22 protein-coding genes are annotated in these 20,534 nt (G+C 65.4%); 13 read left to right on the forward strand and 9 right to left on the reverse strand.

Translation table 11 applies throughout. The annotated features are described in order from the left end of the window. Positions 1-105: 105 nt before the first annotated feature. On the reverse strand, positions 106-549 hold the full coding sequence (locus D1012_RS11090) for a DUF1178 family protein (RefSeq protein WP_118152125.1): 444 nt from the start codon (positions 547-549) through the stop codon (positions 106-108). A 61-nt stretch (positions 550-610) separates the two neighbouring features. Further along, positions 611-1,111, reverse strand: a complete 501-nt coding sequence (locus D1012_RS11095; RefSeq protein WP_118152126.1) for an NUDIX hydrolase — start codon at positions 1,109-1,111, stop codon at positions 611-613. A gap of 224 nt (positions 1,112-1,335) precedes the next feature. On the opposite strand from D1012_RS11095, the gene D1012_RS11100 reads away from it, so the two are divergent. From D1012_RS11100 to D1012_RS11135, 8 genes are all read left to right on the forward strand, one after another. Next, entirely contained in the window at positions 1,336-1,899 is a 564-nt protein-coding gene (locus D1012_RS11100) for a glutathione peroxidase (protein WP_118152346.1), read from the forward strand. Positions 1,900-1,901: 2 nt separating this feature from the next. After that, positions 1,902-3,011, forward strand: a complete 1,110-nt coding sequence (locus D1012_RS11105) for an arginase family protein (RefSeq protein ID WP_118152128.1) — start codon at positions 1,902-1,904, stop codon at positions 3,009-3,011. A gap of 61 nt (positions 3,012-3,072) precedes the next feature. Continuing rightward, positions 3,073-4,101 carry an N-acetylneuraminate synthase family protein gene (locus tag D1012_RS11110; protein ID WP_118152130.1) on the forward strand — a complete coding sequence of 343 codons (1,029 nt, stop codon included), beginning with the start codon at positions 3,073-3,075 and terminating at the stop codon, positions 4,099-4,101. Continuing rightward, positions 4,098-4,889 (forward strand): glycosyltransferase family 25 protein, encoded by a 792-nt coding sequence (locus D1012_RS11115; protein ID WP_118152132.1) that lies wholly within the window; start codon positions 4,098-4,100, stop codon positions 4,887-4,889. Before D1012_RS11110 ends, D1012_RS11115 begins: the two co-directional genes overlap by 4 nt. 36 nt (positions 4,890-4,925) lie before the next feature. Further along, a complete protein-coding gene (locus tag D1012_RS11120; RefSeq protein WP_118152134.1) occupies positions 4,926-6,089 on the forward strand; it encodes a rhamnan synthesis F family protein in 1,164 nt (387 codons plus the stop codon). Continuing rightward, positions 6,086-7,213: a UDP-N-acetylglucosamine 2-epimerase gene (gene neuC, locus D1012_RS11125; RefSeq protein ID WP_118152136.1), complete on the forward strand. Its 1,128-nt coding sequence runs from the start codon at positions 6,086-6,088 to the stop codon at positions 7,211-7,213. Before D1012_RS11120 ends, neuC begins: the two co-directional genes overlap by 4 nt. Next, positions 7,194-8,474 (forward strand): 3-deoxy-D-manno-octulosonic acid transferase, encoded by a 1,281-nt coding sequence (locus D1012_RS11130; RefSeq protein WP_147335677.1) that lies wholly within the window; start codon positions 7,194-7,196, stop codon positions 8,472-8,474. Before neuC ends, D1012_RS11130 begins: the two co-directional genes overlap by 20 nt. Continuing rightward, entirely contained in the window at positions 8,471-9,808 is a 1,338-nt protein-coding gene (locus tag D1012_RS11135) for a 3-deoxy-D-manno-octulosonic acid transferase (RefSeq protein ID WP_118152139.1), read from the forward strand. The genes D1012_RS11130 and D1012_RS11135 overlap by 4 nt, the downstream gene beginning before the upstream one ends. Here the strand turns inward: D1012_RS11135 and D1012_RS11140 are convergent. The 4 genes from D1012_RS11140 to D1012_RS11155 all read right to left on the reverse strand — a co-directional run bounded on the left by D1012_RS11140 (position 9,795) and on the right by D1012_RS11155 (position 14,465). Continuing rightward, on the reverse strand, positions 9,795-10,505 hold the full coding sequence (locus D1012_RS11140) for an acylneuraminate cytidylyltransferase family protein (protein ID WP_118152141.1): 711 nt from the start codon (positions 10,503-10,505) through the stop codon (positions 9,795-9,797). The genes D1012_RS11135 and D1012_RS11140 overlap by 14 nt on opposite strands. Next, positions 10,502-11,398: a hypothetical protein gene (locus D1012_RS11145; protein ID WP_147335678.1), complete on the reverse strand. Its 897-nt coding sequence runs from the start codon at positions 11,396-11,398 to the stop codon at positions 10,502-10,504. Before D1012_RS11145 ends, D1012_RS11140 begins: the two co-directional genes overlap by 4 nt. Further along, entirely contained in the window at positions 11,395-13,113 is a 1,719-nt protein-coding gene (metG, locus tag D1012_RS11150; RefSeq protein ID WP_118152145.1) for a methionine--tRNA ligase, read from the reverse strand. The genes D1012_RS11145 and metG overlap by 4 nt, the downstream gene beginning before the upstream one ends. 131 nt (positions 13,114-13,244) lie before the next feature. Continuing rightward, positions 13,245-14,465 carry an MFS transporter gene (locus tag D1012_RS11155; protein WP_118152147.1) on the reverse strand — a complete coding sequence of 407 codons (1,221 nt, stop codon included), beginning with the start codon at positions 14,463-14,465 and terminating at the stop codon, positions 13,245-13,247. A gap of 179 nt (positions 14,466-14,644) precedes the next feature. On the opposite strand from D1012_RS11155, the gene D1012_RS11160 reads away from it, so the two are divergent. The 3 genes from D1012_RS11160 to D1012_RS11170 all read left to right on the forward strand — a co-directional run bounded on the left by D1012_RS11160 (position 14,645) and on the right by D1012_RS11170 (position 16,795). After that, positions 14,645-15,688: an aldo/keto reductase gene (locus D1012_RS11160; protein WP_118152149.1), complete on the forward strand. Its 1,044-nt coding sequence runs from the start codon at positions 14,645-14,647 to the stop codon at positions 15,686-15,688. A 76-nt stretch (positions 15,689-15,764) separates the two neighbouring features. Further along, positions 15,765-16,286: a hypothetical protein gene (locus D1012_RS11165; protein WP_118152151.1), complete on the forward strand. Its 522-nt coding sequence runs from the start codon at positions 15,765-15,767 to the stop codon at positions 16,284-16,286. Continuing rightward, on the forward strand, positions 16,274-16,795 hold the full coding sequence (locus D1012_RS11170; RefSeq protein WP_118152153.1) for a lipocalin family protein: 522 nt from the start codon (positions 16,274-16,276) through the stop codon (positions 16,793-16,795). Before D1012_RS11165 ends, D1012_RS11170 begins: the two co-directional genes overlap by 13 nt. Before the next feature lie 6 nt (positions 16,796-16,801). On the opposite strand, the gene D1012_RS11175 is transcribed toward D1012_RS11170, so the two are convergent. After that, positions 16,802-17,650, reverse strand: coding sequence for a helix-turn-helix domain-containing protein (locus tag D1012_RS11175; RefSeq protein WP_118152155.1), 849 nt, complete (start codon positions 17,648-17,650; stop codon positions 16,802-16,804). A gap of 123 nt (positions 17,651-17,773) precedes the next feature. On the opposite strand from D1012_RS11175, the gene D1012_RS11180 reads away from it, so the two are divergent. Continuing rightward, positions 17,774-18,733: a fatty acid desaturase gene (locus D1012_RS11180; RefSeq protein ID WP_435530914.1), complete on the forward strand. Its 960-nt coding sequence runs from the start codon at positions 17,774-17,776 to the stop codon at positions 18,731-18,733. Here the strand turns inward: D1012_RS11180 and D1012_RS11185 are convergent. Then, positions 18,673-19,296: an NUDIX hydrolase gene (locus D1012_RS11185; RefSeq protein WP_118152157.1), complete on the reverse strand. Its 624-nt coding sequence runs from the start codon at positions 19,294-19,296 to the stop codon at positions 18,673-18,675. The two genes, D1012_RS11180 and D1012_RS11185, sit on opposite strands and share 61 nt — an antisense overlap. Next, a complete protein-coding gene (locus tag D1012_RS11190; protein ID WP_233517105.1) occupies positions 19,286-19,636 on the reverse strand; it encodes a DUF983 domain-containing protein in 351 nt (116 codons plus the stop codon). The genes D1012_RS11185 and D1012_RS11190 overlap by 11 nt, the downstream gene beginning before the upstream one ends. A gap of 305 nt (positions 19,637-19,941) precedes the next feature. On the opposite strand from D1012_RS11190, the gene D1012_RS11195 reads away from it, so the two are divergent. Then, positions 19,942-20,514, forward strand: a complete 573-nt coding sequence (locus D1012_RS11195) for an EF-hand domain-containing protein (protein WP_118152161.1) — start codon at positions 19,942-19,944, stop codon at positions 20,512-20,514. The last annotated feature ends 20 nt before the right edge of the window (positions 20,515-20,534 follow it).

The raw sequence follows: 20,534 nt of genomic DNA on the forward strand, positions 1-20,534 counted from the left end.
GATGAGTATTTGGAAAGCAGCAATTCAAAGGCGGTTTGCCGGATTGCTGCTTGCCAAAATACTCCCGCCGGAGGCTCCGGCAGGGATGCAGGGCGCGCGGGCGGGTCAGTTCGCCTTGCGCTTGGGCAGAAACGGCAGCGGGGCGACCGGCACGCCGTCTTCGATCAGCTTTTTCGCTTCTTCCGGTTTGGCCTCGCCATAGATCGCGCGTTCGGGGGCGGTGCCGTCATGCATGGCGCGGGCTTCGGTCACGAAATTCATGCCGACATATTCCGAATTGGCCTCGACCTGCGCGCGCAGCGCGGCGAGGGCCTGTTCCCGGTCATTCTGCGGCTGCGAGAGCGAGGGGGCAGGGGGCTGGACTGGCGGCGTGGCGGCAGAACGGGCAGGGCGCACGGCGGGGGCCATCAGCAGCTTTTCCACCTGGCCCGAGCCGCAGACCGGGCAGGTGACATGGCCCGCGGCGCGCAGCGTCTCATAGGCTTCGGAAGACTGAAACCAGCTGTCGAAGTCATGGGCTTGCGCACATTTCAGGTTGTAGCGGATCATCTGGGCACCAATGCAGCGGGGCGGTTTGCCTGTGTCACAGCTAACAATCCCCGGCCCGAATTCAAGCGGGCTTTTTGCGCACCGGAACCCGCACCAGCATTTGCCCCTTGAGTGACAGTTGCGACAGCAGGCCGCGCAGGTCCGGTTCGGCCACTTTGCGCGCCGCTTTTTGCGCATCAAACCATTTACGCCGCCGCTGATTGCGCTCGGGGAACTTGTCGGCCAATTGGGTCACGCGCAGGGCAAAAACGCTGACAATGCAGGGAATCGGGTCTTTTTGCCCGCGCAGCTTGTCATAGCCGTAAAATCCGAGCGGGTCCGTTGTCTCCAGGCTGCCCAGAACCCCCGCCTCTTCCCAGGCTTCGGTCATTGCGGTGTCGGCAGGGGTTTTGCCCGCCATCGGCCAGCCCTTTGGCACGATCCAGCGCCCGGTATCCCGGCTGGTGATCAGCAAGACCTGCACCCGGCCACGATGCATCCGCCAGCACAAGGCGGCGTGCTGGCTGGCGCACCCTTCCTCTGGCGGGGACAGGGCGAACTGGTCTGCTGTTGCTGGTTTCATGCCGTCTGTGTCGTTTCTGCGTATGGCCTGTCAGAGGGTGGAATAGCCGCGCCTGGTTGATCCGGGTCGGAGTTTGATTTTCCAATATGGGTGACTTTCCTGAAAGTTAACACCCCCAAGCGACAAAACCATTGGTCAGACCGACATATCTGTGGTTCCGTTTTGATCTTTCCCCGGTCCGGCCTATCTGCGCAGGATAAGAGTCAGGCGGAAGGGGTATGCGCATGCGTCGTCGGACATTTCTGCACAAGGCAGCTCAGAACGGCGTGGTCCTCGGTCTGGCTGCAACCGGGCTGCTGGCAGCGTCGGGGGCGGCGAAAGCTGCGGCGGGCGGCTTCTCCTTTGCCTCGATTGACGGCGGGTGGATTGATCTGGACGACTGGCGTGGCCATCCGGTTCTGGTGGTGAACACCGCGTCGCTGTGCGGGTTTGCCGGGCAGTTCGATGATCTGCAGGCGCTGCACGACCGCTATGGCGCGCGCGGGCTTCTGGTGCTGGCGGTGCCGTCGGATGATTTCAATCAGGAACTGGCCGATGCGCAGGCCGTCAAGGAATATTGCGCGATCCGCTTTGATCTGACTCTCGCGATGACCGATATCACCCATGTCCGGGGCGGGCAGGCGCATCCGTTTTACCGCTGGCTGGCCACCGAACATGGGTTTGCGCCTGGCTGGAACTTCAACAAGGTGCTGCTTGGCCCCGGCGGTGAGGTGCTGGGCACTTGGGGGGCATCGGTCAACCCGATCTCCACTGCCATCACCGGGCGGATCGAGCCGTTGTTGCGCTAAGCATGCCGCTGTTCATCGGGTCTGAGGTCTATCGCGGCTCGTCCTATGGTCCGGCGCATCCGTTGCGGGTGCCGCGCGTCTCGACCGTGATGGATCTGTGCCGCGCGCTCGGCTGGCTGCCCGCCGCGCAGTACCGCGCCAGTCCGCGAGCCAAGCCTGCTGCACTGGCCCGGTGGCACACGCCGGAGTATGTGGCCGCCTTGCAGCAGGCCGAGGCCGAGGGCGCGGTCACTGACGCCATCCGCGCCCGGCATCATCTGGGCACGCTGTCGAACCCGGTGTTCGCGCAGGTCTTTTCGCGCCCCGCCACCGGGGCCGGGGGCGTCATGCTGGCAGCGGAGTTGCTGGCCACGGGCACCAGCGCCGTGCATGTGCCGGGCGGCGGCACCCATCACGGTCTGCCCGACCGCGCCAATGGCTTTTGCTACCTCAACGATCCGGTGCTGGCGGTGCTGGCGCTGCGCCGGGCAGGCATGGCCCGCGTGGCCTATGTCGACATCGACGCCCATCACTGCGACGGGGTGCAGCACGGGTTTGCCGGCGATCCGCAGACCCTGCTGATCTCCACCCATGAAGAGGGGCGCTGGCCGTTCAGCGGCGCGCTGGAGGATGACGGCGGCGGCAATTGCGTCAACCTGCCGCTGCCGCGCGGGCTCAATGATACCGACATGCGCGCGGTGCTGGACGCGGTGATCCTGCCGCAGGTGCAGGCGCATCGCCCCGATGTGATCGTGCTGCAGGCCGGGGCGGATTCGCTGGGCGAAGACCCGCTGTCGCGGCTGTCGCTGTCGAACCGCGCCTATATCGGGGTGCTGCGGGCACTGCTTCCGCTGGCCCCGCGCCTGTTGTTGCTGGGCGGTGGCGGCTACAATCCGTGGAGCGTGGGGCGCTGCTGGACAGCCCTTTGGGCCACGCTGGCGGGCCATGACATTCCCGACCAGCTGCCGGATGAGGCGCAGGCCATCCTGCGCGCGCTCAGCTGGGGTGGGGGCGGGCGGCCGCCGCCTGCACCGCATCTGCTGACCACGCTGCTGGACCCCGCGCGTGAGGGGCCGGTCAGCCCCGACCTGCGGCCAAGGATCGCCCATCTGGCACAGCGGTTGCGGGCATAGGGCTTTCCTTGCGGGCGTGTGGGCGGTAGATCAGGGCAAACAGCTTGCAAGGATCCCGCCCATGAAAATCGGCACCCGTGAGATCGGCCCCAACCATCCGCCTTTGGTGATCGCCGAAATCGGCATCAACCATGGCGGCAGTCTGGAGGTGGCCAAAGAGATGGTCCGTCTGGCCGCCGGTGCGGGCTGCGAGATGATCAAGCATCAGACTCATATCCTTGAAGACGAGATGACCGATGAGGCCAAGTCGATCTTTCCGCCCAATGCCGATGTCTCGATCTGGCATGTGATGGAGCGTTGCGCGCTGTCGCTGGCGGATGAGACCGAGCTGAAGCGCTATACTGAGTCGCTGGGGATGATCTGGATCTCGACTCCGTTTTCGCGCGCGGCGGCGGATTTTCTCGAAACCCTCGACGTGCCCGCCTACAAGATCGGGAGCGGAGAGGCCGACAACCTGCCGCTGATCCGCCACATCGCCCGCAAGGGCAAGCCGGTGATCCTGTCCACCGGCATGCAGACGATTGAAACCCTGCGCGCCAGCGTCGCCATTCTGGATGCGGCGGGGGTGGACTATGCGCTGCTGGAATGCACCAACCTGTACCCGTCGCCGGCTGAAATCGTCAGCTTGCGCGGCGTGACCGACCTGAAAGCCGCGTTTCCCAACGCGGTGGTGGGCTTTTCCGACCATTCCATCGGGCCGGAAATGGCGCTGGCATCGGTGGCGCTGGGGGCCTGCATTCTGGAACGGCACTACACCGACACCCGCTATCGCAAGGGCCCCGACATCATCAACTCGATGGACCCGGCGGAACTGCGGCTGCTGGTCGACCGCTCACGCGAGATCTGGATCGCTGCCAACAACCCCAAACAACGCTCCGCCCCCGAAGAAGACGTCTACCGCTTCGCCCGCGCGAGCGTGGTCGCCGACCGCGACCTGCCTGCGGGCCATCTGATCACCGAATCCGACATCTGGGCCCGCCGCCCCGGATCGGGCGAGATTGCGGGCTATGACTTCGACAAGGTGGTCGGCAAACGCCTTACCCGCGCCGTGACCCGCAACACCCAGCTGAAATGGGGTGATCTGGCGTGATCCTGACCCGCGCCGATCTTGGCATCTGGCTGATCAACCTGCCGCGCTCGACCGACCGCCTGGCGCGGATGCAGGCGCAGTTGCAGGCGCTGGGGCTGGATTACACGCTGTTTGAGGCGGTGGATGGGCGGGCCGGATGGGACCGGCTGGCCGCCACCGTCGATCTGCCCGCCTTTCGCAGCAATGTCGGGCGTGAGGTTCTGCCGGGTGAAATCGGTTGTTATCATTCCCATCTGGGGGTCTGGCAGGCGCTGATTGACTCGCCACACAAGGTGGCTCTGGTGCTGGAAGATGACGTGGTGTTTCACGACGATTTCCTGACAGCACTGGATGTGGCGCTGGCCCATGCCGGCCGCTGGGATATGCTCAAGCTCAACAAGATCCGGGCGAAGTTTCCGGTCGGGCAGGGGCAGGCGGGGGACTATCAGCTCAACGCGTTTGTCGGCAGCTTTACCGGCATGGGGGCCTATCTGGTCACCCGCGATTGTGCCAAACGGCTCATGCCGGACATGCTGCCGATCCGCCGCCCGATTGACCACCAGCTGGACCGGATCGACCTGACCGGCTTTCGCCACTTCGCGCTGCAGCCGTTTCCCAGCCATGTCGATGATGGCAACACCAGCACCATCACCGGCCACGGCTTTGCCGAGGTCAGAAAACTCCCATGGTATCGCAGGCTTGGCGTCTACCGGAACCGGCTTGGCGCGCTGATCGGCAAAGGCGGCCATCTGCTGCTGGGCCGCATCACAAAACGGCTGCCATCAGGCGGCAGGCAATCAGACAGGTAAAGACGTGCACAGCTTTCAAATTGTTCCGAGGGCCGCATGATCCCCGCATGGAAAGTCCGCCGCGAGATGCTGCGCTTCTGGCGTCAGATCACCGGCTTGCCCGGCCAGATCGCCGCTGTCCCCTCAAAGCTGATGCAGCGGCGGCAGCGGGCAACCTATGACCGTGACTTTGACCAGTTGGTGCAGATCACCACGGGCGATCTGGCGATGGGCAGCAAAGTTGCCATCTTTCTGCTGTATCAGCCAAAATCCGTGCCCAGATCGGTGTTCCTCACCCTCGATTACCTGATCAGCCACGGTTACGCCCCGCTGATCGTGGTGAATGGTGGTGCTGCGGCGCAGGATGTGCCCGCTTTGCGCCGCTCTGCCTGGCTGCTCGTGCAACGCCCCAATTTCGGCTACGATTTTGGCGGCTATCGCGACGGGCTAAAGGTTCTGCGCGCGCGTGGCACTGATCCCGACCGTCTGATCGTCATGAATGACAGCGTCTGGCTGCCCATCAACGGCGATCCGATCCGCCAGCTGGAACAGCATCTGGACACTAACGATCTCGATGCTGCCGGGCTCAATCAGGATGAAAAGGTCCGCTATCAACCGGATGGAAGCGTCCGGTTTGAACTGCGCCAGATTGAATCCTATTTCTACCTGTTTTCTGCAGGGTTCTGGAAATCAGATGTTTTCAAACAATTCTGGGACCAGTACCGCATGTCCAGTGACAAGAAATACACCATCAAACATGGCGAAATCGGCTTTTCGAAATACATGATGGATCGTGGCCGCCGCTTTTCCGGCCTCATGCGCCGCTCGGTCTTTCTTGACCGGATCGAAAGCTGCGCGCCCGATTTTCTGCACAAGACCCTGACCTACGCCGCCTATGCCGATGCCAAATATGCACGCGAACGCGATGAGCTGCTTGCCAGCTATGACGGCAGCGATGCGTGGCGTGATGCCGCCCTGAGCCACATTCGCGCCAATGCCCTGCGCCGCCCGTTCAACACCAGCTTTTGTTTCGCGGCCGATCAGCTGTTTGGCACCACCTATCTGAAAAAGAACTCGCAGACCTATTTTCACGACATGCGGGCGCAATACCTGCGCGCGGTCGAAGATGGGGGCGTTACACCGCCTGCCCCTGATATTCTTCTGGAAATCAAGGCGCTGGTGGCCAATCATGACCCGAAAACGGCAGAGCGCACCCTATGACCCGCCATATCCTCTTTCTCACCGGCACCCGCGCCGATTTCGGCAAGCTGGAACCGCTCGCCGCTGCCGCGCGCGATGCCGGGCACCGGGTGACGTTTTTCGTCACCGGCATGCATATGATGGAACGCTATGGCCTGACCAAGCTGGAGGTGCAGCGGATGCCCGGCGTGCGGGTGCATGAGTTCCTCAACCAGCGCCCCGGCGACGGGCAGGATATCGTGCTGGCCAAGACCGTCATCGGCTTTTCCGACTATATCACCGAACACCAGCCCGATCTGATCGTCATACACGGCGACCGGATCGAGGCGCTGGCGGGCGCTCTGGTCGCCGCCACCAATTACATCGCCTCGGCCCATATCGAGGGCGGCGAGGTTTCGGGCACGATTGACGAGGTGTTCCGCCACTGCAACACCAAGCTGGCCACGCATCACTTTGTCTCCTCCGACACCGCCAAGCGCCGGGTGATGGCGCTGGGCGAGCCGGAGGAGGCGATCCATGTCATCGGCTCGCCCGAGCTCGATTTCCACGCCGCGCCGTCAGGCGTGACGCTGGAGGAGGTGCGGGCGCGCTATGACATCCCGTTTGACGACTACGGCATCGCGGTGTTCCACCCGGTCACCAGCGAACAGGCGACCATGGCCGCGCAGGCGCAGGCGCTGTTCGGCGCGCTGGAGGCGTCGGGGCGCAATTTCGTGGTGATCGCGCCGAACAATGATCCGGGGTCGGAGTCGATTTTTGCCGTGCTGCGCGGCCTGCCAAAAGACCGCTTCCGCCTGATTCCCTCGATGCGCTTTGCGCATTTCTCGGAACTGATGAAACACGCGGCCTGCATGGTCGGCAATTCCAGCGCCGGGGTGCGCGAAGCGCCTTTCCTTGGTATCCCGTCCCTCGATGTCGGCACCCGCCAGACCAACCGGGCGATGGCGGCCTCGGTCGCCTTTGCCGCTGCGGGCGACGCTGCGGCGGTGGCGCAGTTCCTGACCGATCGCTGGGGCCAGCGCCACGCCCCCGACACCGGCTTTGGGACTGGCAGGGCGGCAGACCGCTTTGCCCAAACCCTTGCCCGCCCCGAATTCTGGGCGCAAGGGCTGCAAAAAGCCTTTCGTGATCAAGACAATGGCTGATCCCGCGCCAAAACGCCTTGCCTTGCGCGCCTATCTGGCCGCCAGCCCGCTGATCGGGGCGCTCGGCCCGCTGATCCTGCGCCGCCGCCTCGCACGCGGCAAGGAAGACCCCGAGCGGGTGGCGGAAAAGCGCGGCTATGCCTCAGCCTCAAGGCCCGAGGGGCGGCTGATCTGGCTGCATGCCGTGGGGCTGGGCGAGGTGCTGGCCTTGCGCGGTCTGATCGCCGCGCTGTCGCGGATCGACCCGGCGCTGCGCTTTCTGATCACCTCCTCCGCCCGGTCTTCGGCGCAGGTGATCGGGGCCAATCTGCCGCCGCGCACCCAGCACCAGTATCTGCCGCTGGATGCGCCCAGCTACCTGAGCCGCTTTCTCGACCACTGGCGCCCCGACCTCTCGGTCTGGGCCGAGCAGGAGCTGTGGCCCGGCGCCGTGGTCGCCGCCCATGCGCGCGGGATTCCGCTGGCGCTGGTCAATGCCCGGATGACCGACGCTGGCTTTGCCCGCCGGACCAGGGCGCGCGGCCTCTATGCCGATCTCCTGGCCCGCTTTGCCCTGATCGCGGCGCAGGACAGCCGCAGCGCCGATCATCTGCGCGCTCTTGGCGCGCCGCAGTTGCGCGTCACCGGCTCGCTGAAATCCGCCGCCCCCCCGCTGGCCGCTGACCCCGCCGCCCTCGCGCAAGCACAGGCGGCGTTGCAGGGCCGTCGGGTCTGGGTCGCCGGTTCCACTCACCCCGGCGACGAGGCGCAGGCGATGGCGGCGCAGACCGCGCTGTGGCAGGCCGATCCGCGCTGGCTGCTGATCCTTGCGCCGCGCGATGCGGGCCGGGCGGGGGCTGTGGCCGCCCAGCTGACCGATGCCCAACTGCCCTTCGCCCGCCGCAGCCTTGGCCGGGTGCCCTCGACCGGCGATGCGGTCTGGCTGGCCGATACCTATGGCGAGATGGGCCTGTGGTATCGTCTGGCCGAGGCCGCGCTGATCGGCGGCGGCTTTGATGCCACCGGCGGCCATAACCCGTGGGAGGCGGCGCATTTCAGTGCTGCCATACTGCACGGTCCCGACATTTCCAATTTTGCAAATGACTACAAGTTTCTGCACGACGAAGGTGCAGCGGTTTCGGTGCCGTTCGGCAAGCTTGCCGAGGTGCTGCAAGACCCCGATCTGCCCGACATCGCCCTGCGCGCCAGCCAGATCGTGCAGCGCGCCGCCAACGGGCTGGACCCGCTGGCCGCCGATCTTGCGGTCTTGGTGCGGCGATGATCCGGGCCTTTCTGTTGCTGTGGTCGGCGCTCTGGACCTTTGGTCTGCCGCTGATCCTGCTCTATCTGTGGCGGCGCGGCCGCAAGGATCCGGCCTATACCGCGCATCTGGCCGAGCGCTTCGGGCGCTACGGCGCGCCGGTGAATTTTCGCAGAAAATTCGCGCCCGGTCCGGTCTGGGTGCATGCGGTCTCGCTGGGTGAGCTCCGCTCCGCCGTGCCGCTGATCCGCGCGCTGCTCGACCGCGGTGACACCGTGGTCACCACCCATTTCACCCCCGCAGGCCGGGGCGAGGCAGAGCGGGTCTTTGCCGCCGACATCGCCGCAGACCGCCTGCGCGCCGTTTGGGTGCCGCTGGAAACCGGCTGGGCGTACCGCGGCTTTTTCCGTGCGTTTCAGCCCTCTTACGGACTGGTGATGGAGATCGAGATCTGGCCGCGCATGGTCGCGGCCGCGCGCGCCCATGGCGTGCCGCTGTTCATGTGCAACGCGCAATACCCCAGCCGGGCGATCACCCGCGACAGCAAGGGCCTGCGCCTGCGGCAAGCGGTGATGCGCGGCTTTGCCGGGGCGCTGGTCAAATCCGATCTGCAACGCCAGCGTTTTGCCGCTGTCGGAGTGCAGAACATCGCCGTGACCGGCGAGTTGCGCTTTGACCAGCCGGTGCCGCCCGCACTGGTCGCCGCAGGGCAGGCGGCGCGGGTCTGGATCGGGGCGCAGGACCGGCGTGTGATCACAATTGCCAGCGCGATCGAGGACGAGGATGCGACCTATATCCACGCTATCCACGCCCTGCGCGCCGACCACACCGCAAACGCCCTGCCGATGCCGCTGATCGTCTACGTCCCACGCCGCCCAGAGCGCTTTAACGAGGTCGCGCAAGCGCTTGCAGATGAAGGGTTTTCTACGCTACGCCGGTCAAGCCTGCCCGGCACCTTTGACCCAAGCCTGTGGGGCGCATCGCCCGCCATTCCTGACATCTTCTTCGGCGATTCCCTTGGCGAGATGTATGGCTATCTCGCCATGGCGGATCAGGTCATTGTTGGCGGTGGGTTCAACCCGAAAGGGGCACACAACATTTCCGAGGCGCTGGTGCTGGGTAAGCCTGTGATCACAGGCCCGCACACCCATACCATCGAATACCCCTTTGCCGAAGCCGAGGCCGCAGGCGTGGCGCGCTCGGTCCCCGATGCCGAACGCCTTGCCGCCGATCTGCTGGCCAATCGCCAGCCCGACGCGGCCCGCATCGCCGCCTTTGTCGCCGCCCATTCCGACGCCACGCGCAAGACCCTTGCTGCGATCCCGCAGCTGCTGGCCGTCGTCAGACCTTCCTGACACCTGCATTCAGCTGTTCGGTCAACAGGAACTCCACCAGCCGGAAATCATAAGGCGTATCAATGTCATGGCAGCGCTCTGACGGCAGCACGAACGGCACCACGCGCCCCTCATAGATGGTACGCGCCTGCCGCAGATAGGCCGGGGCCAGCACGTAGACCACGCCGACATGCTCATAGACCACCGGCGCATCCTGCCGCGCCCAGACCCCGCCGGGCAGCGGTTTGGAGACCTGCAACGCGCCCGTGGCATCGGGTTCGACCAGATTGAAATAGGGGTTCTTGCGCGCCTCACAGACGCTCATCACCATATCGGGGTGCTCTGCTTCGAACTTGTCCAGCGCGCCGTCGATGTCTTCGGGAATGCGCAGCGGCGAGGTGCAGTCCAGATCCAGAAACGCCGAAACCGGCCCGTACAGCGGCTCGGAGGCCGCCAGCGCATGCTGCCACACCCCCCATTTCGGCGCGGTATCGGTGGCCAACTCGGCCGGGCGCAGGCCGATATCCAGCGCGCCGCGTGCGACCGCATGGGCATAGATCGCCGGATCATCGGTCGAGACCACCACCGCACCAACGCGAGCGTTGGCAAACAGCTGATCCAGCGACCAGTCGATCAGCGGCTTGCCGCAGAGCGTGCGAAAGTTCTTGCCCGGCACGCCCTTTGATCCTTTGCGCGCGCCAATATGACCTAAAATCAAGGTGTTCTCCCGCTTTCCTGAAGTGCCGTGTAATAGGCGGTCAACCGCGCCTTGACCGGCCCCAGCGCCGCCTCGGACCAGATCAGCCGCCGCCCCTTGCGGTCCACGATCTCGGCCCCGTCGGGCAGCGCCAGCAGCGCCTCGCCCTTGACCTCCACCCCCGGCAGGGTCAGCGCGATCAGCCCGGCCCACCGGCTGCGCACCCATGGCATGCGCGCGCGCAGGTGGATCAGCCAACGCCAGGGCAGCATGAATTCGGCGGGCAGTTTCACCGCCATATCGTGCGGGATCGACCGGAGCGCGTGCTGATGCGACCAGCTGATGAATTTGTCATCTGCCACCATCGCGGGCGTTCCGTTTGCGCCCACTGTTGCGAACATCTCCCGGAAAAGCGCCGCAATATCTGTACATTCGGCCGGGTGATAAATCACAATGGAAGAGTTGCCGCGCAGGTATTTTTTGCCGCGTGAAACCTTGTGGATCAGGCGCGACACTGCTCCGAAAGGAAGCAAAGTATTGTGGAACATGACGACCGATTTCCGGCCGGACTGCAGCGCCAGAAACCGGGTCATGTCGCCAAGAACCACGGTGTCGATGTCGATGAACACCGCAGGCAGATCGTCGGGCACCACACCCGCCTCGAACATGCACAGCTTGGCCTGGCAGCCGGGTCCGCGCATGTCGGCGGTCCTGAAGAAATCGGGGATCAGCCGCTGCACCACGCCATCCCGCAACCCTTCGCGCAGGTGATCAGTGATCAGCACCACGCGCGGGGCGTGGCTGGCAAGGCGGCAGACGCTGTCAATCAGGTGATTGACCTCGGCCACCGGGTATTTCGTGCCCCAGAGCACCAGCACAAGCTGCCAGACAGGGCTGTCTGGCATTTGTGTCACGTGCGGACCCCGGCAAAGCGCGCCTGCCAGTCGGTGCGTTCTTCATCGGTGATCTTGCGGAACAGGTTTTCCGGCACGGTGAACGGCTGCCCCGGCTCCAGGCTTCGCATCGCGGCGGGCAGGTCATCGGGCCATGTCCAGTCATCCGACCCTATGGCGGCCATCATCGTCGCGCTCGCATCAGGGATGAACGGCTGCGACAGGATGGCATAGACCCGGATCAGATTGAGGCTCAGCCGGATCATCGCCTGCGCCTGCTCCGGGTCGGTCTTCACAACCGTCCACGGCGCTGCAGCCTGCAGGTATTCATTGCCGATCACCCAGATCGCCCGCAGCTCGGCGGCGGCCTTGCGCACCTCCATCGCCTGCATCAGCGACTCGTACTCGCGGATGCGCGCGCCCAGATCGGCGACCAGCGCGGTTTCAAGCGGGCCAAACTGGCCGCCCGCCGGAACCGTGGTGCCAAATTTCGCGGTGGCAAATTTCGTCACCCGGCTGACCAGATTGCCCAGCACATCGGCCAGATCCTTGTTCACCGAGCCTTGAAAATTCTCCCACGTGAACTCTGCATCCGACGATTCCGGCGCGTGGCTGAGCAGCCACCAGCGCCAGTAATCGGCGGGCAGGATAGACAGCGCCTGATCCATGAACACGCCGCGCCCGCGCGAGGTGCTGAACTGGCCGCCATCGTAATTGAGGTAGTTGAAGGATTTGAGGTAATCCACCAGCTTCCACGGCTCGCCAGAGCCAAGGATGGTGGCGGGGAAGCTGAGGGTGTGGAAGGGCACGTTATCCTTACCCATGAACTGGTAATAGGTCACGTCATCTGCGCCCTTGTCGGTGCGCCACCAGCGCTGCCAGGCGGCGTCATCCAAGCCTTGGGCATCGGCCCATTCGGCGGTGGCGGCGATATATTCGATGGGGGCGTCGAACCAGACGTAGAACACCTTGCCTTCCATCCCCGGCCAGGGCTGATCGCCACGCTTGACCGGAATGCCCCAGTGCAGATCGCGGGTGATGCCCCGGTCCTGCAAACCATCGCCATCGTTGAGCCATTTCTTGGCGATCGAGGTGGTCAGCAGGGGCCAGTCGGTCTTTGACCCGATCCACGCCTCCAGCTTGTCGCGCAAAGAGCGTTGCATCAGATACAGATGCTTGGTCTCGCGCAGCTCCAGATTGGTCGAGCCGGAGATGGTGGAGCGTGGGTTGATCAGGTCGGTCGGGTCCAGCTGTTTGGTGCAGTTGTCGCACTGGTCGCCGCGCGCGGATTCGTAGCCGCAGTTCGGGCAGGTGCCCTCGACATAGCGGTCGGGCAGGAAACGGCCATCATCAACCGAATAGATCATCTTTTCCGTGACTTCGCGGATCAGCCCGTTGTCGGCCAGCTGGCCTGCGAAATGCTGGGTCAGCACGTGGTTGCGAAGGGAGGACGAGCGGCCAAAATGGTCGAATGACAGCCGGAAGCCGCGCGCGATGTCGGCCTGCACCGTATGCATTTCGGCGCAATACTCTGCCACCGGCTGCCCGGCCTTGGCTGCGGCCAGCTCAGCGGGGGTGCCGTGTTCATCGGTGGCGCAGATGAACATCACCTCATGCCCGCGGGCGCGCATGTAGCGGGCAAACAGATCGGCGGGCAGCTGGCTGCCCACAAGATTGCCCAGATGCTTGATCCCGTTGATATAGGGAATGGCCGAGGTGATGAGAATCCGTGCCATGATGCGCCTTTGTCTGATGGTGGCGTCCGTTTAGCGCAAGCAGGAGCGCCTTGCCAGAGGATGCGCAGGGGGCTGCGGTCGCAAATTGAGTATTTGGAAAGCAGCAATCCCTGCAAGGGCCGCGCCCCCTGTCAGCGGTCGCGTCGGCCGCGCAGCAGTTTGCCGATCAGGAACGAGGTGCGCGGTTCATAGGTATAGGGGGTACGGCTGTCGGGGGCAGGGCGGGTGCGCATCCGGGCAAGGCCGAACAGGATCAGCCCGATATGCGAGACCGCGATCATCACGAACATCGCCGAGGGGCCATAGCCGTCGATCAGCAGCGCCGCGATCAGCGGGCTGGCGATGGCACCGACGGCGTAGAGGAACATCAGCGCGGCAGACAGCTCCACCCGCTCCATCTGGGTGGCGTAATCATGGGCGTGGGCGGTGGAGACGGAATAGACCGGCAGGGTGACAAAGCCAAAGAACCCGGCGGCAAGGAAAACCCCCAACGTGCCGCTGCCCGCCGCCAGAACGGTGGCCGCACAGGCTGCCGCCCCGGCAACAGACAGGCCGATCAGCACCGCGCGGCGGTCATAGCGGTCGGCCAGCCAGCCGACCGGGTATTGCGCAAAGGCCCCGCCCAGCACGTAAGCCGCCAGAAACAGCGCGATCTGATCGGCGCGCAAACCGACTTCGGTGCCGTAAAGCGGCCCCACCATGCGGAACGCCGCCCCGGTGATGCCCGACACGACCACCCCCGCCGAGGCCAGGGGCGACAGCCGCCACGCCAGACCGGGCCGCAGGCGCGGCGCATCTGGCATCTCGGGCGCTTCGGCCCGGCTGAGAGTCAGGGGGAAAATCGCCACGCAGCACAGCAGGGCGAGGATGTTGTAAGACAGATAGCTCGCCGGCTCCAGCACCCCGATCATCAGCTGCGCGCCCAGAGAGCCCGCGATGTCGACGATCCGGTACAGGCCCATGGCGCGGCCCCGCGTCTCGTTGGTGACCTTGGCCTGCAACCACGCCTCGATGATCGTATAACACCCCGCCACCGCCAGCCCCGAGGTCAGCCGCATCAGCGCCCAGGCATAGGGATCGACCACCATCATATGGCCCAGAATCCCCAGCGTTCCCGCCGCCGTAAAGGCGGCAAAGGCGCGCGAATGCCCGACTTCACCCATCAGGCGCGGCGCCCACCAGCAGCCGATGAAAAAGCCAAAGAAATGCGCCGAGCCCAGAAACCCGATCTGCGCGGTGCTGAACCCCAGCACCACACCGGAAATGGCATCCAATGGCGCCACACCGCCAAGGCCCAGCTGCAACAGCACGACCGACAGGAACAGAGCGGCAAAGGAAATCAGCAAGCGCATTGCTGCACAGAAGACGCTTTGCCGGGCGGTGTAAAGGGGGCTGATCGGGCGGGCTGTTGCGGCGCGCCTCTGCGCGGCGGGCGGCGCAAATCCCCGTGCGCGGCGACGCTTGGCCTTGCCATGCCCGGCGGGGCGGTTAGGGTGCGGGCAAAGACACGACGTATCGAAAAGGGCAGCTGATGGAACGGGTTCAACTGGGGCGCAGCGGAATTGAGGTGTCGAAACTGTGTCTGGGCACGATGACCTGGGGCAGCCAGAACACCGAGGCCGAAGGCCATGCCCAGGCCGATCTGGCGCTCGACCATGGCGTGACCTTCTGGGACACCGCCGAGATGTATCCGACCAATCCGGTGCGGGCCGAAACCGTGGGCGGGACCGAGGCGATCATCGGCACCTGGCTGGCCCAGCGTGGCGGGCGGTCGCGGGTGCAGATCGCGACGAAGATTTCGGGCGCGGGGCAGATGATGGTGCGCGACGGCGCGGCGATCACCGGGGCCTCGCTGCGCATGGCGGTCGAAGACAGCCTGCGCCGGTTGCAGACCGATTACATTGACCTCTATCAGCTGCATTGGCCGAACCGGGGCAGCTATCACTTTCGTCAGGCCTGGCGCTATGCGCCGCGCGTCACCGACCGCGCGACGGTGGAGGCGGATATGCTTGATGTGCTGCGCGCCGCCGCCGATCTGATCGCCGAGGGCAAGATCCGCGCCATCGGCCTGTCGAATGAAAGCACCTGGGGCGCGGCGCTGTGGCTGCATCTGGCGCAGACCCATGACCTGCCGCGCATGACCTCGGTCCAGAACGAATACTCGCTGTTGTGCCGCCAGTTCGACACCGACTGGTGCGAGCTGAGCATGGTCGAGGATATGCCGCTTCTGGCGTTTTCCCCGCTCGCGGCGGGGCTTTTGTCGGGAAAATACGCAGGCGATGTGGTGCCCGAAGGTACACGGCGCAGCTTTACGCCCGATCTGGGCGGGCGGATCACGCCGCAGGTGTTTCCTGCCGTTGCGGCCTATCTGGGCATCGCCGCGACCCATGGCCTTGATCCGTGCCAGATGGCCATCGCCTTTTGCCTGTCGCGCCCGTTCCCCTGTATCCCGATCATCGGGGCCACGTCGGTCGGGCAGCTGGCCACCAACATGGGTGCTGCGGATGTCACTTTGTCCGAGGCGGTGCTGGCCGATATCGCCATCGCGCACCGCCTGCACCCGATGCCCTATTGAACCTTCGCGCGAAGGGCTTGCGCGCCGGGGACGAATGGGGCCATCTGTGCGCCAAACCCTGTCCGATAGGTAGACCATGCGCTTGCGACTGATCCTGCCGCTTGTCCTGCTGCCGCTTCTGGCGGGGTGTCAGGCCTTGCCGGGGGCAAAACAGGACGCGCCCGCAGCCGCACAGGCCAGCCCGATCACCGGGGGCGAGATTGCGGTGACCTCGCTGGATGGCCCTGCAGCGCCCGCACAATCCCCAGCGGCCGCCACCGACGAGACGGCGCTTGTGCCGCTGTTGCCGGTGCCCGACACCATGCCGCAGTCAGATGCGCCCCCGGCAGAGGCAGAGCCTGTCGCCCCGCCTGCGTTCAAGACGACCGCGCATCTGGCCTGCGAAAAGCGGGGCGGGCGGTGGAGTGTGGCGGGCGGCGGCACGGCGGCATTCTGCCAGACCCCGACCAAGGACGCGGGCAAATCCTGCCGCAGATCGACCGATTGCACGGGCTATTGCCTGAACACATCCAACACCTGCGCGCCGGTGACGCCGATGCTGGGCTGTCATGACATCCTGAATGAACAGGGAAGGATGCTGACCCAATGCATCAATTGAGCCGCGCGCGTCCCTGGGCCGCTTGCGCCCTGATTCTGGCGCTGACCGCCTGCGCGCCGCCAAAAGCGCCGCCCGCCCCGGTGCCTTACCGGGCCTCGGGCGCGCCGATCTGGTCAAATGCGCAGCTGGATCAGGCCCGGCTGGTGGGCCTCTGGCAGCAGACCGCCAGTTTTGCTCCGCCCGGTGTCTCCTGTGCCCCCGGCGGCGCCGACATTGGCGGGCGGGCCGGGGCGCTGACCCTGACCGCGCGGCTGTGCCTGTCGGGGCAAGAGGTGCGGCTGGCCGGGCCGATGCCATCGACCGGGCCGGGGCGGTTCCGGGTGAGCGAGCAGGACTGGTGGGTGATCTGGGTCGATACCGATTATCGCACGCTGGCCATCGGCACCCCCTCGGGCGATTTCGGCTTCATCCTGAACCGGGGCGGCAGCCTGCCGCCCGACCGGCTGACTGCCGCGCGCGAGATTTTCGACTTCAACGGCTACGACACCCGTTTCTTGCGCCCGTTCTGAAGCCGTCTAAGTTACCCGTGCGCGCAGGTCGCGCAGATGCGCGGGCAGTTCGCGGGCGGTCACGGCGGCCTCGCGCACCAGCCAGTCGAAATGCCGGGTAAAGCTGTCCACCCGCGCGGTATCGCGGAACGCCAGATAATGCCGCCCCAGATACAGCACCGCCAGCAGTGGGCCGAACACCGTGATCGGGGCGGAAAACACCCGGCGCGCGTCAAACAGATAGACCCGCAGCGCCGGATACAGCGCCTCGGTCAGCTCGATCATGCGGTCGATCTGCTCCAGCCGGAGCGCGACCGGCAGTCCCGCATAATAGCCGCTGCCTTGGGCAAAGGCCGAAAGCTCATGCCGGGGCAGGGCGATTTCGTAATCAGACCGCGCGCCGCGCATCCAGGCCAGCCGGTCCTCGAACGCGCCAATGGCCTGCGCCGAGCTGCGCCCAAGTTGCGGCGCATACTCCCAATCCACCATCGCGCGGGTCTTGAGCATGTCAGGCAGCGTCGCGGGCACATGGCGGATCTTGTAACCCGCCGCCTCTTGGTGCCAGCCAAAGATCGCCTCGTCGATCAGCGCGCGCGGGGCCTGGGTTTCGGTCAGCTGCATCGCCAGCAGATCCGCCACCGGCTCCGGCCGTCCCGACAGGCCCAACAGCCAGTCCGCCGACACCCCCAGCGCCTGCGCACAATCGGCGGCCAGCTGCGCATTGGGCAGCCGTTTGTCGGACACCAGCAGCTGACTGATGGTCGAGCGGTCCACCCCGGTCGCCCGCGCGAGCGCGGCCTGAGAGGTGCCACGTTCGGCCATCGCCTCGGCAAGGCGGGTGCGGAACAGGGCGGCACGGATGCGTTTGTCGATCATATCCAGCTTTTGGTGATTAAACACAACGAAGGTGACATTCTGTTGTGCATCCTTGGCGTTCTCGGCGTCAAAGGCAAGTGCTACCCACAAAGGGCCAACAAAAAGGGGTTCATCTTGCCGCTCATCCAGTCCGACCGCAGCATCCCGGTCCTTGAATGGCCCACCCTGATCCTGCTGGCCGCGACCTATGTGCTCTGGGCCCTTGGCACCACCAGCCTCACCACGCTGTCGCCGGTTCTTGGCATCCTCGCCACCGCCATCGCCATCACCCAGTTCTGCTCGCTCCAGCACGAGGCGCTGCATGGCCACCCGTTCCGCACGGCGTGGCTGAATGAGGCGCTGGTGTTTCCCGCACTTTATCCCACCGTGCCCTATGGCCGGTTCCGCGCCACCCATCTGGCACATCACCACGACCCCAGCCTGACCGATCCCTATGACGACCCGGAGTCGAACTATTTCGACCCAAAGGTCTGGGCCACCCTGCCGGGCTGGGTGAAAGGGCTGTTCATCGCCAATAACACGTTGCTGGGTCGCATGGTGATCGGCCCGGTCCTTGGCACTCTGCTCTGGCTGCGCGGCGAACGTCACCTGCTGCGCCGTGACCGCGCGGTGCGGCGCGACTGGCTGCTGCATCTGGGCGGGCTGGCGCTGCTGGCGCTGTGGCTCATCCCTGCGCCGATGGGCTGGGCGGGCTATCTGGCGGCCACTTACCTTGCGACGGCCCTCCTGAAGATCCGCACCTTTCTGGAGCACCGCGCGCACGAAGCCGCCCGCGCCCGCACCGTGATTGTCGAAGATCGCGGCCCGCTGGCGCTTTTGTTTCTCAACAACAACCTGCATGTGGTGCACCACATGCACCCGCAGGTGCCGTGGTATCGCCTGCCGGGGCTGTATGCCGCCAACCGCGCCCATTACCTGCGCCGCAATGACGGCTATGCCTACCGCTCTTATGCCCAGATCTTTGCCCGCCACTTCCTGCGCGCCAAAGATCCGGTGCCGCATCCGCTGATGGCGGCACCCGCCTATACGATCCGGCGGAATGCGGGTGTGGTGCCGGAATTGTCGAAAAACGGCACGCCCTGATCCGGCGCGCCGCGCAAGGTTGCGGTGATCTCGGCCAGCACCACCTCGGTGATGAACGGCAGATCCAGCGCCCGCGCCTCGCGCAGGCCGATCCAGTGCAGATGCGACAGCTCCTGATCCGCCTTGCTGAAATCGTCGGGCGCGCCGGTCAGATGCGCCGCATCGGCCAGAAAGAACCGCGCGTCAAACCGCCGTGTCCGCCCCGGTGGCGTGATCGCGCGGAACACAAAGCGCAGGGCAGGGGCGGGCGTCGGGCCGATCACCAGCCCGGTTTCTTCGCGCAACTCACGCACGGCAGCCCCGGCCAGAGCGCCGGGTGCCGGGGCCTCCGGCCCGCAGAACGCGCGCAGCCGATGGGCGCAAATCCCGGTCATCGGCAGGGGTGATGCCGCATCTCCGGGATCAACCGCCCCGCCCGGAAACACATATTTCGACGGCATGAACACCGCCGCCGCCCCGCGCATCCCCATCAGAACCTGCGGCCCGGTGGCCGCCGCACGCCACAGGATCACCGTGGCTGCCGCGCGCACGGGAGGGTCAAGCACCGGCGCTTCAGCCGTCATCGCGGACCCTGCCAAAGCCGTGCATCCGTTTGGCCCATTGAATGGCCACAATCACCCCTTTGAGCCGGGGCAGCAGATACAGCGACAGCGCCACCGTGCCGACCGAAAACACCGCCGCCAGCACCAGAGGGTCAGGGCGATAGCGGACAAAGATATACAGGATCAGCGGTGCCACCACGTGGCCGACGATCAGAATGGTCAGATAGGCCGGGCCGTCATCGGCGCGGTGGTGATGCAGCGCCTCGCCGCAGACCGGGCAGGTGTCGCGCACCTTTAGGTAGCTGCGCAGCATCTGCCCCGCGCCGCAGTTGGGGCAGCGCATCCGCCAGCCGCGCAGCATGGCCGGGCGCAGGGGCCGGTCATCTGCCGCATCCACCACAAGGTCTGCCACAGGGTCTGAGGCTACGGAAATCAATCTGTCCGGCATGGATGCGCAACTTTTTCACAGGGGGGCAGGGCGACCCGAACAGGCGTCCTGATCTTTTGATATCCCGGATATCCCGGTTTTTGAAAGGCCGCATCCTGTCCTTGTGCGCCTATGTCGCAAGCGCGCAACAATCTGCGACGGAACCACCCGGCTGCGGCGTTTCACATTCACAAGGCCCCGAACAGAGCAGCGGGCCGGTCTGAAAAAGGAAACGACCAATGATCGACACAAACAAAATCGTGGGCACCTCGCTGGTGGTTCTGGCCTTTGCTTTGACCGCAGGGGCCGCATTGGCCGACCGGGGCGACCGGATGGGCGACCGTATGGGCGGTATGGGTGGCCCGATGGGCGGTATGGCGGGCATGGATTTTGCCGCGATGGACGCCGACGGCGATGGCAAAGTGACCCAAGCCGAAATCGACGCCTTCCGCACCGCACAAACCGCCGCGATTGACACTGATGGCGATGGCCTGTTGTCCGCCGAGGAACTGGCCGCGATGCACATCCGCGCCGCCACCACGCGCGCCACTGCGCAGGCCGCCCGGATGGTCGAAATGCTCGACACCGATGGCGATGGCAAATTGTCGGCGGCAGAAATGGTCATGCGCCCGATGCAGGCGGGCATGTCGGCCCGCATATTCGAGCGGCTCGACACCGACAAGGACGGCGCGATCTCCGAAGCCGAACTGGCCGCCGCCAAAGAGCGGATGGCCGAGCGCCGGGGCGGCACGCATGGCGAAAACCACGGCAAAAAGCACGGGGGGCCAAATGGCCCGCGCGGCAACAACTGATCCTGACCAACCCAAAAGGG

It is taken from the genome of Pseudotabrizicola alkalilacus (genome assembly GCF_003443995.1).
Lineage (GTDB): Bacteria > Pseudomonadota > Alphaproteobacteria > Rhodobacterales > Rhodobacteraceae > Pseudotabrizicola > Pseudotabrizicola alkalilacus.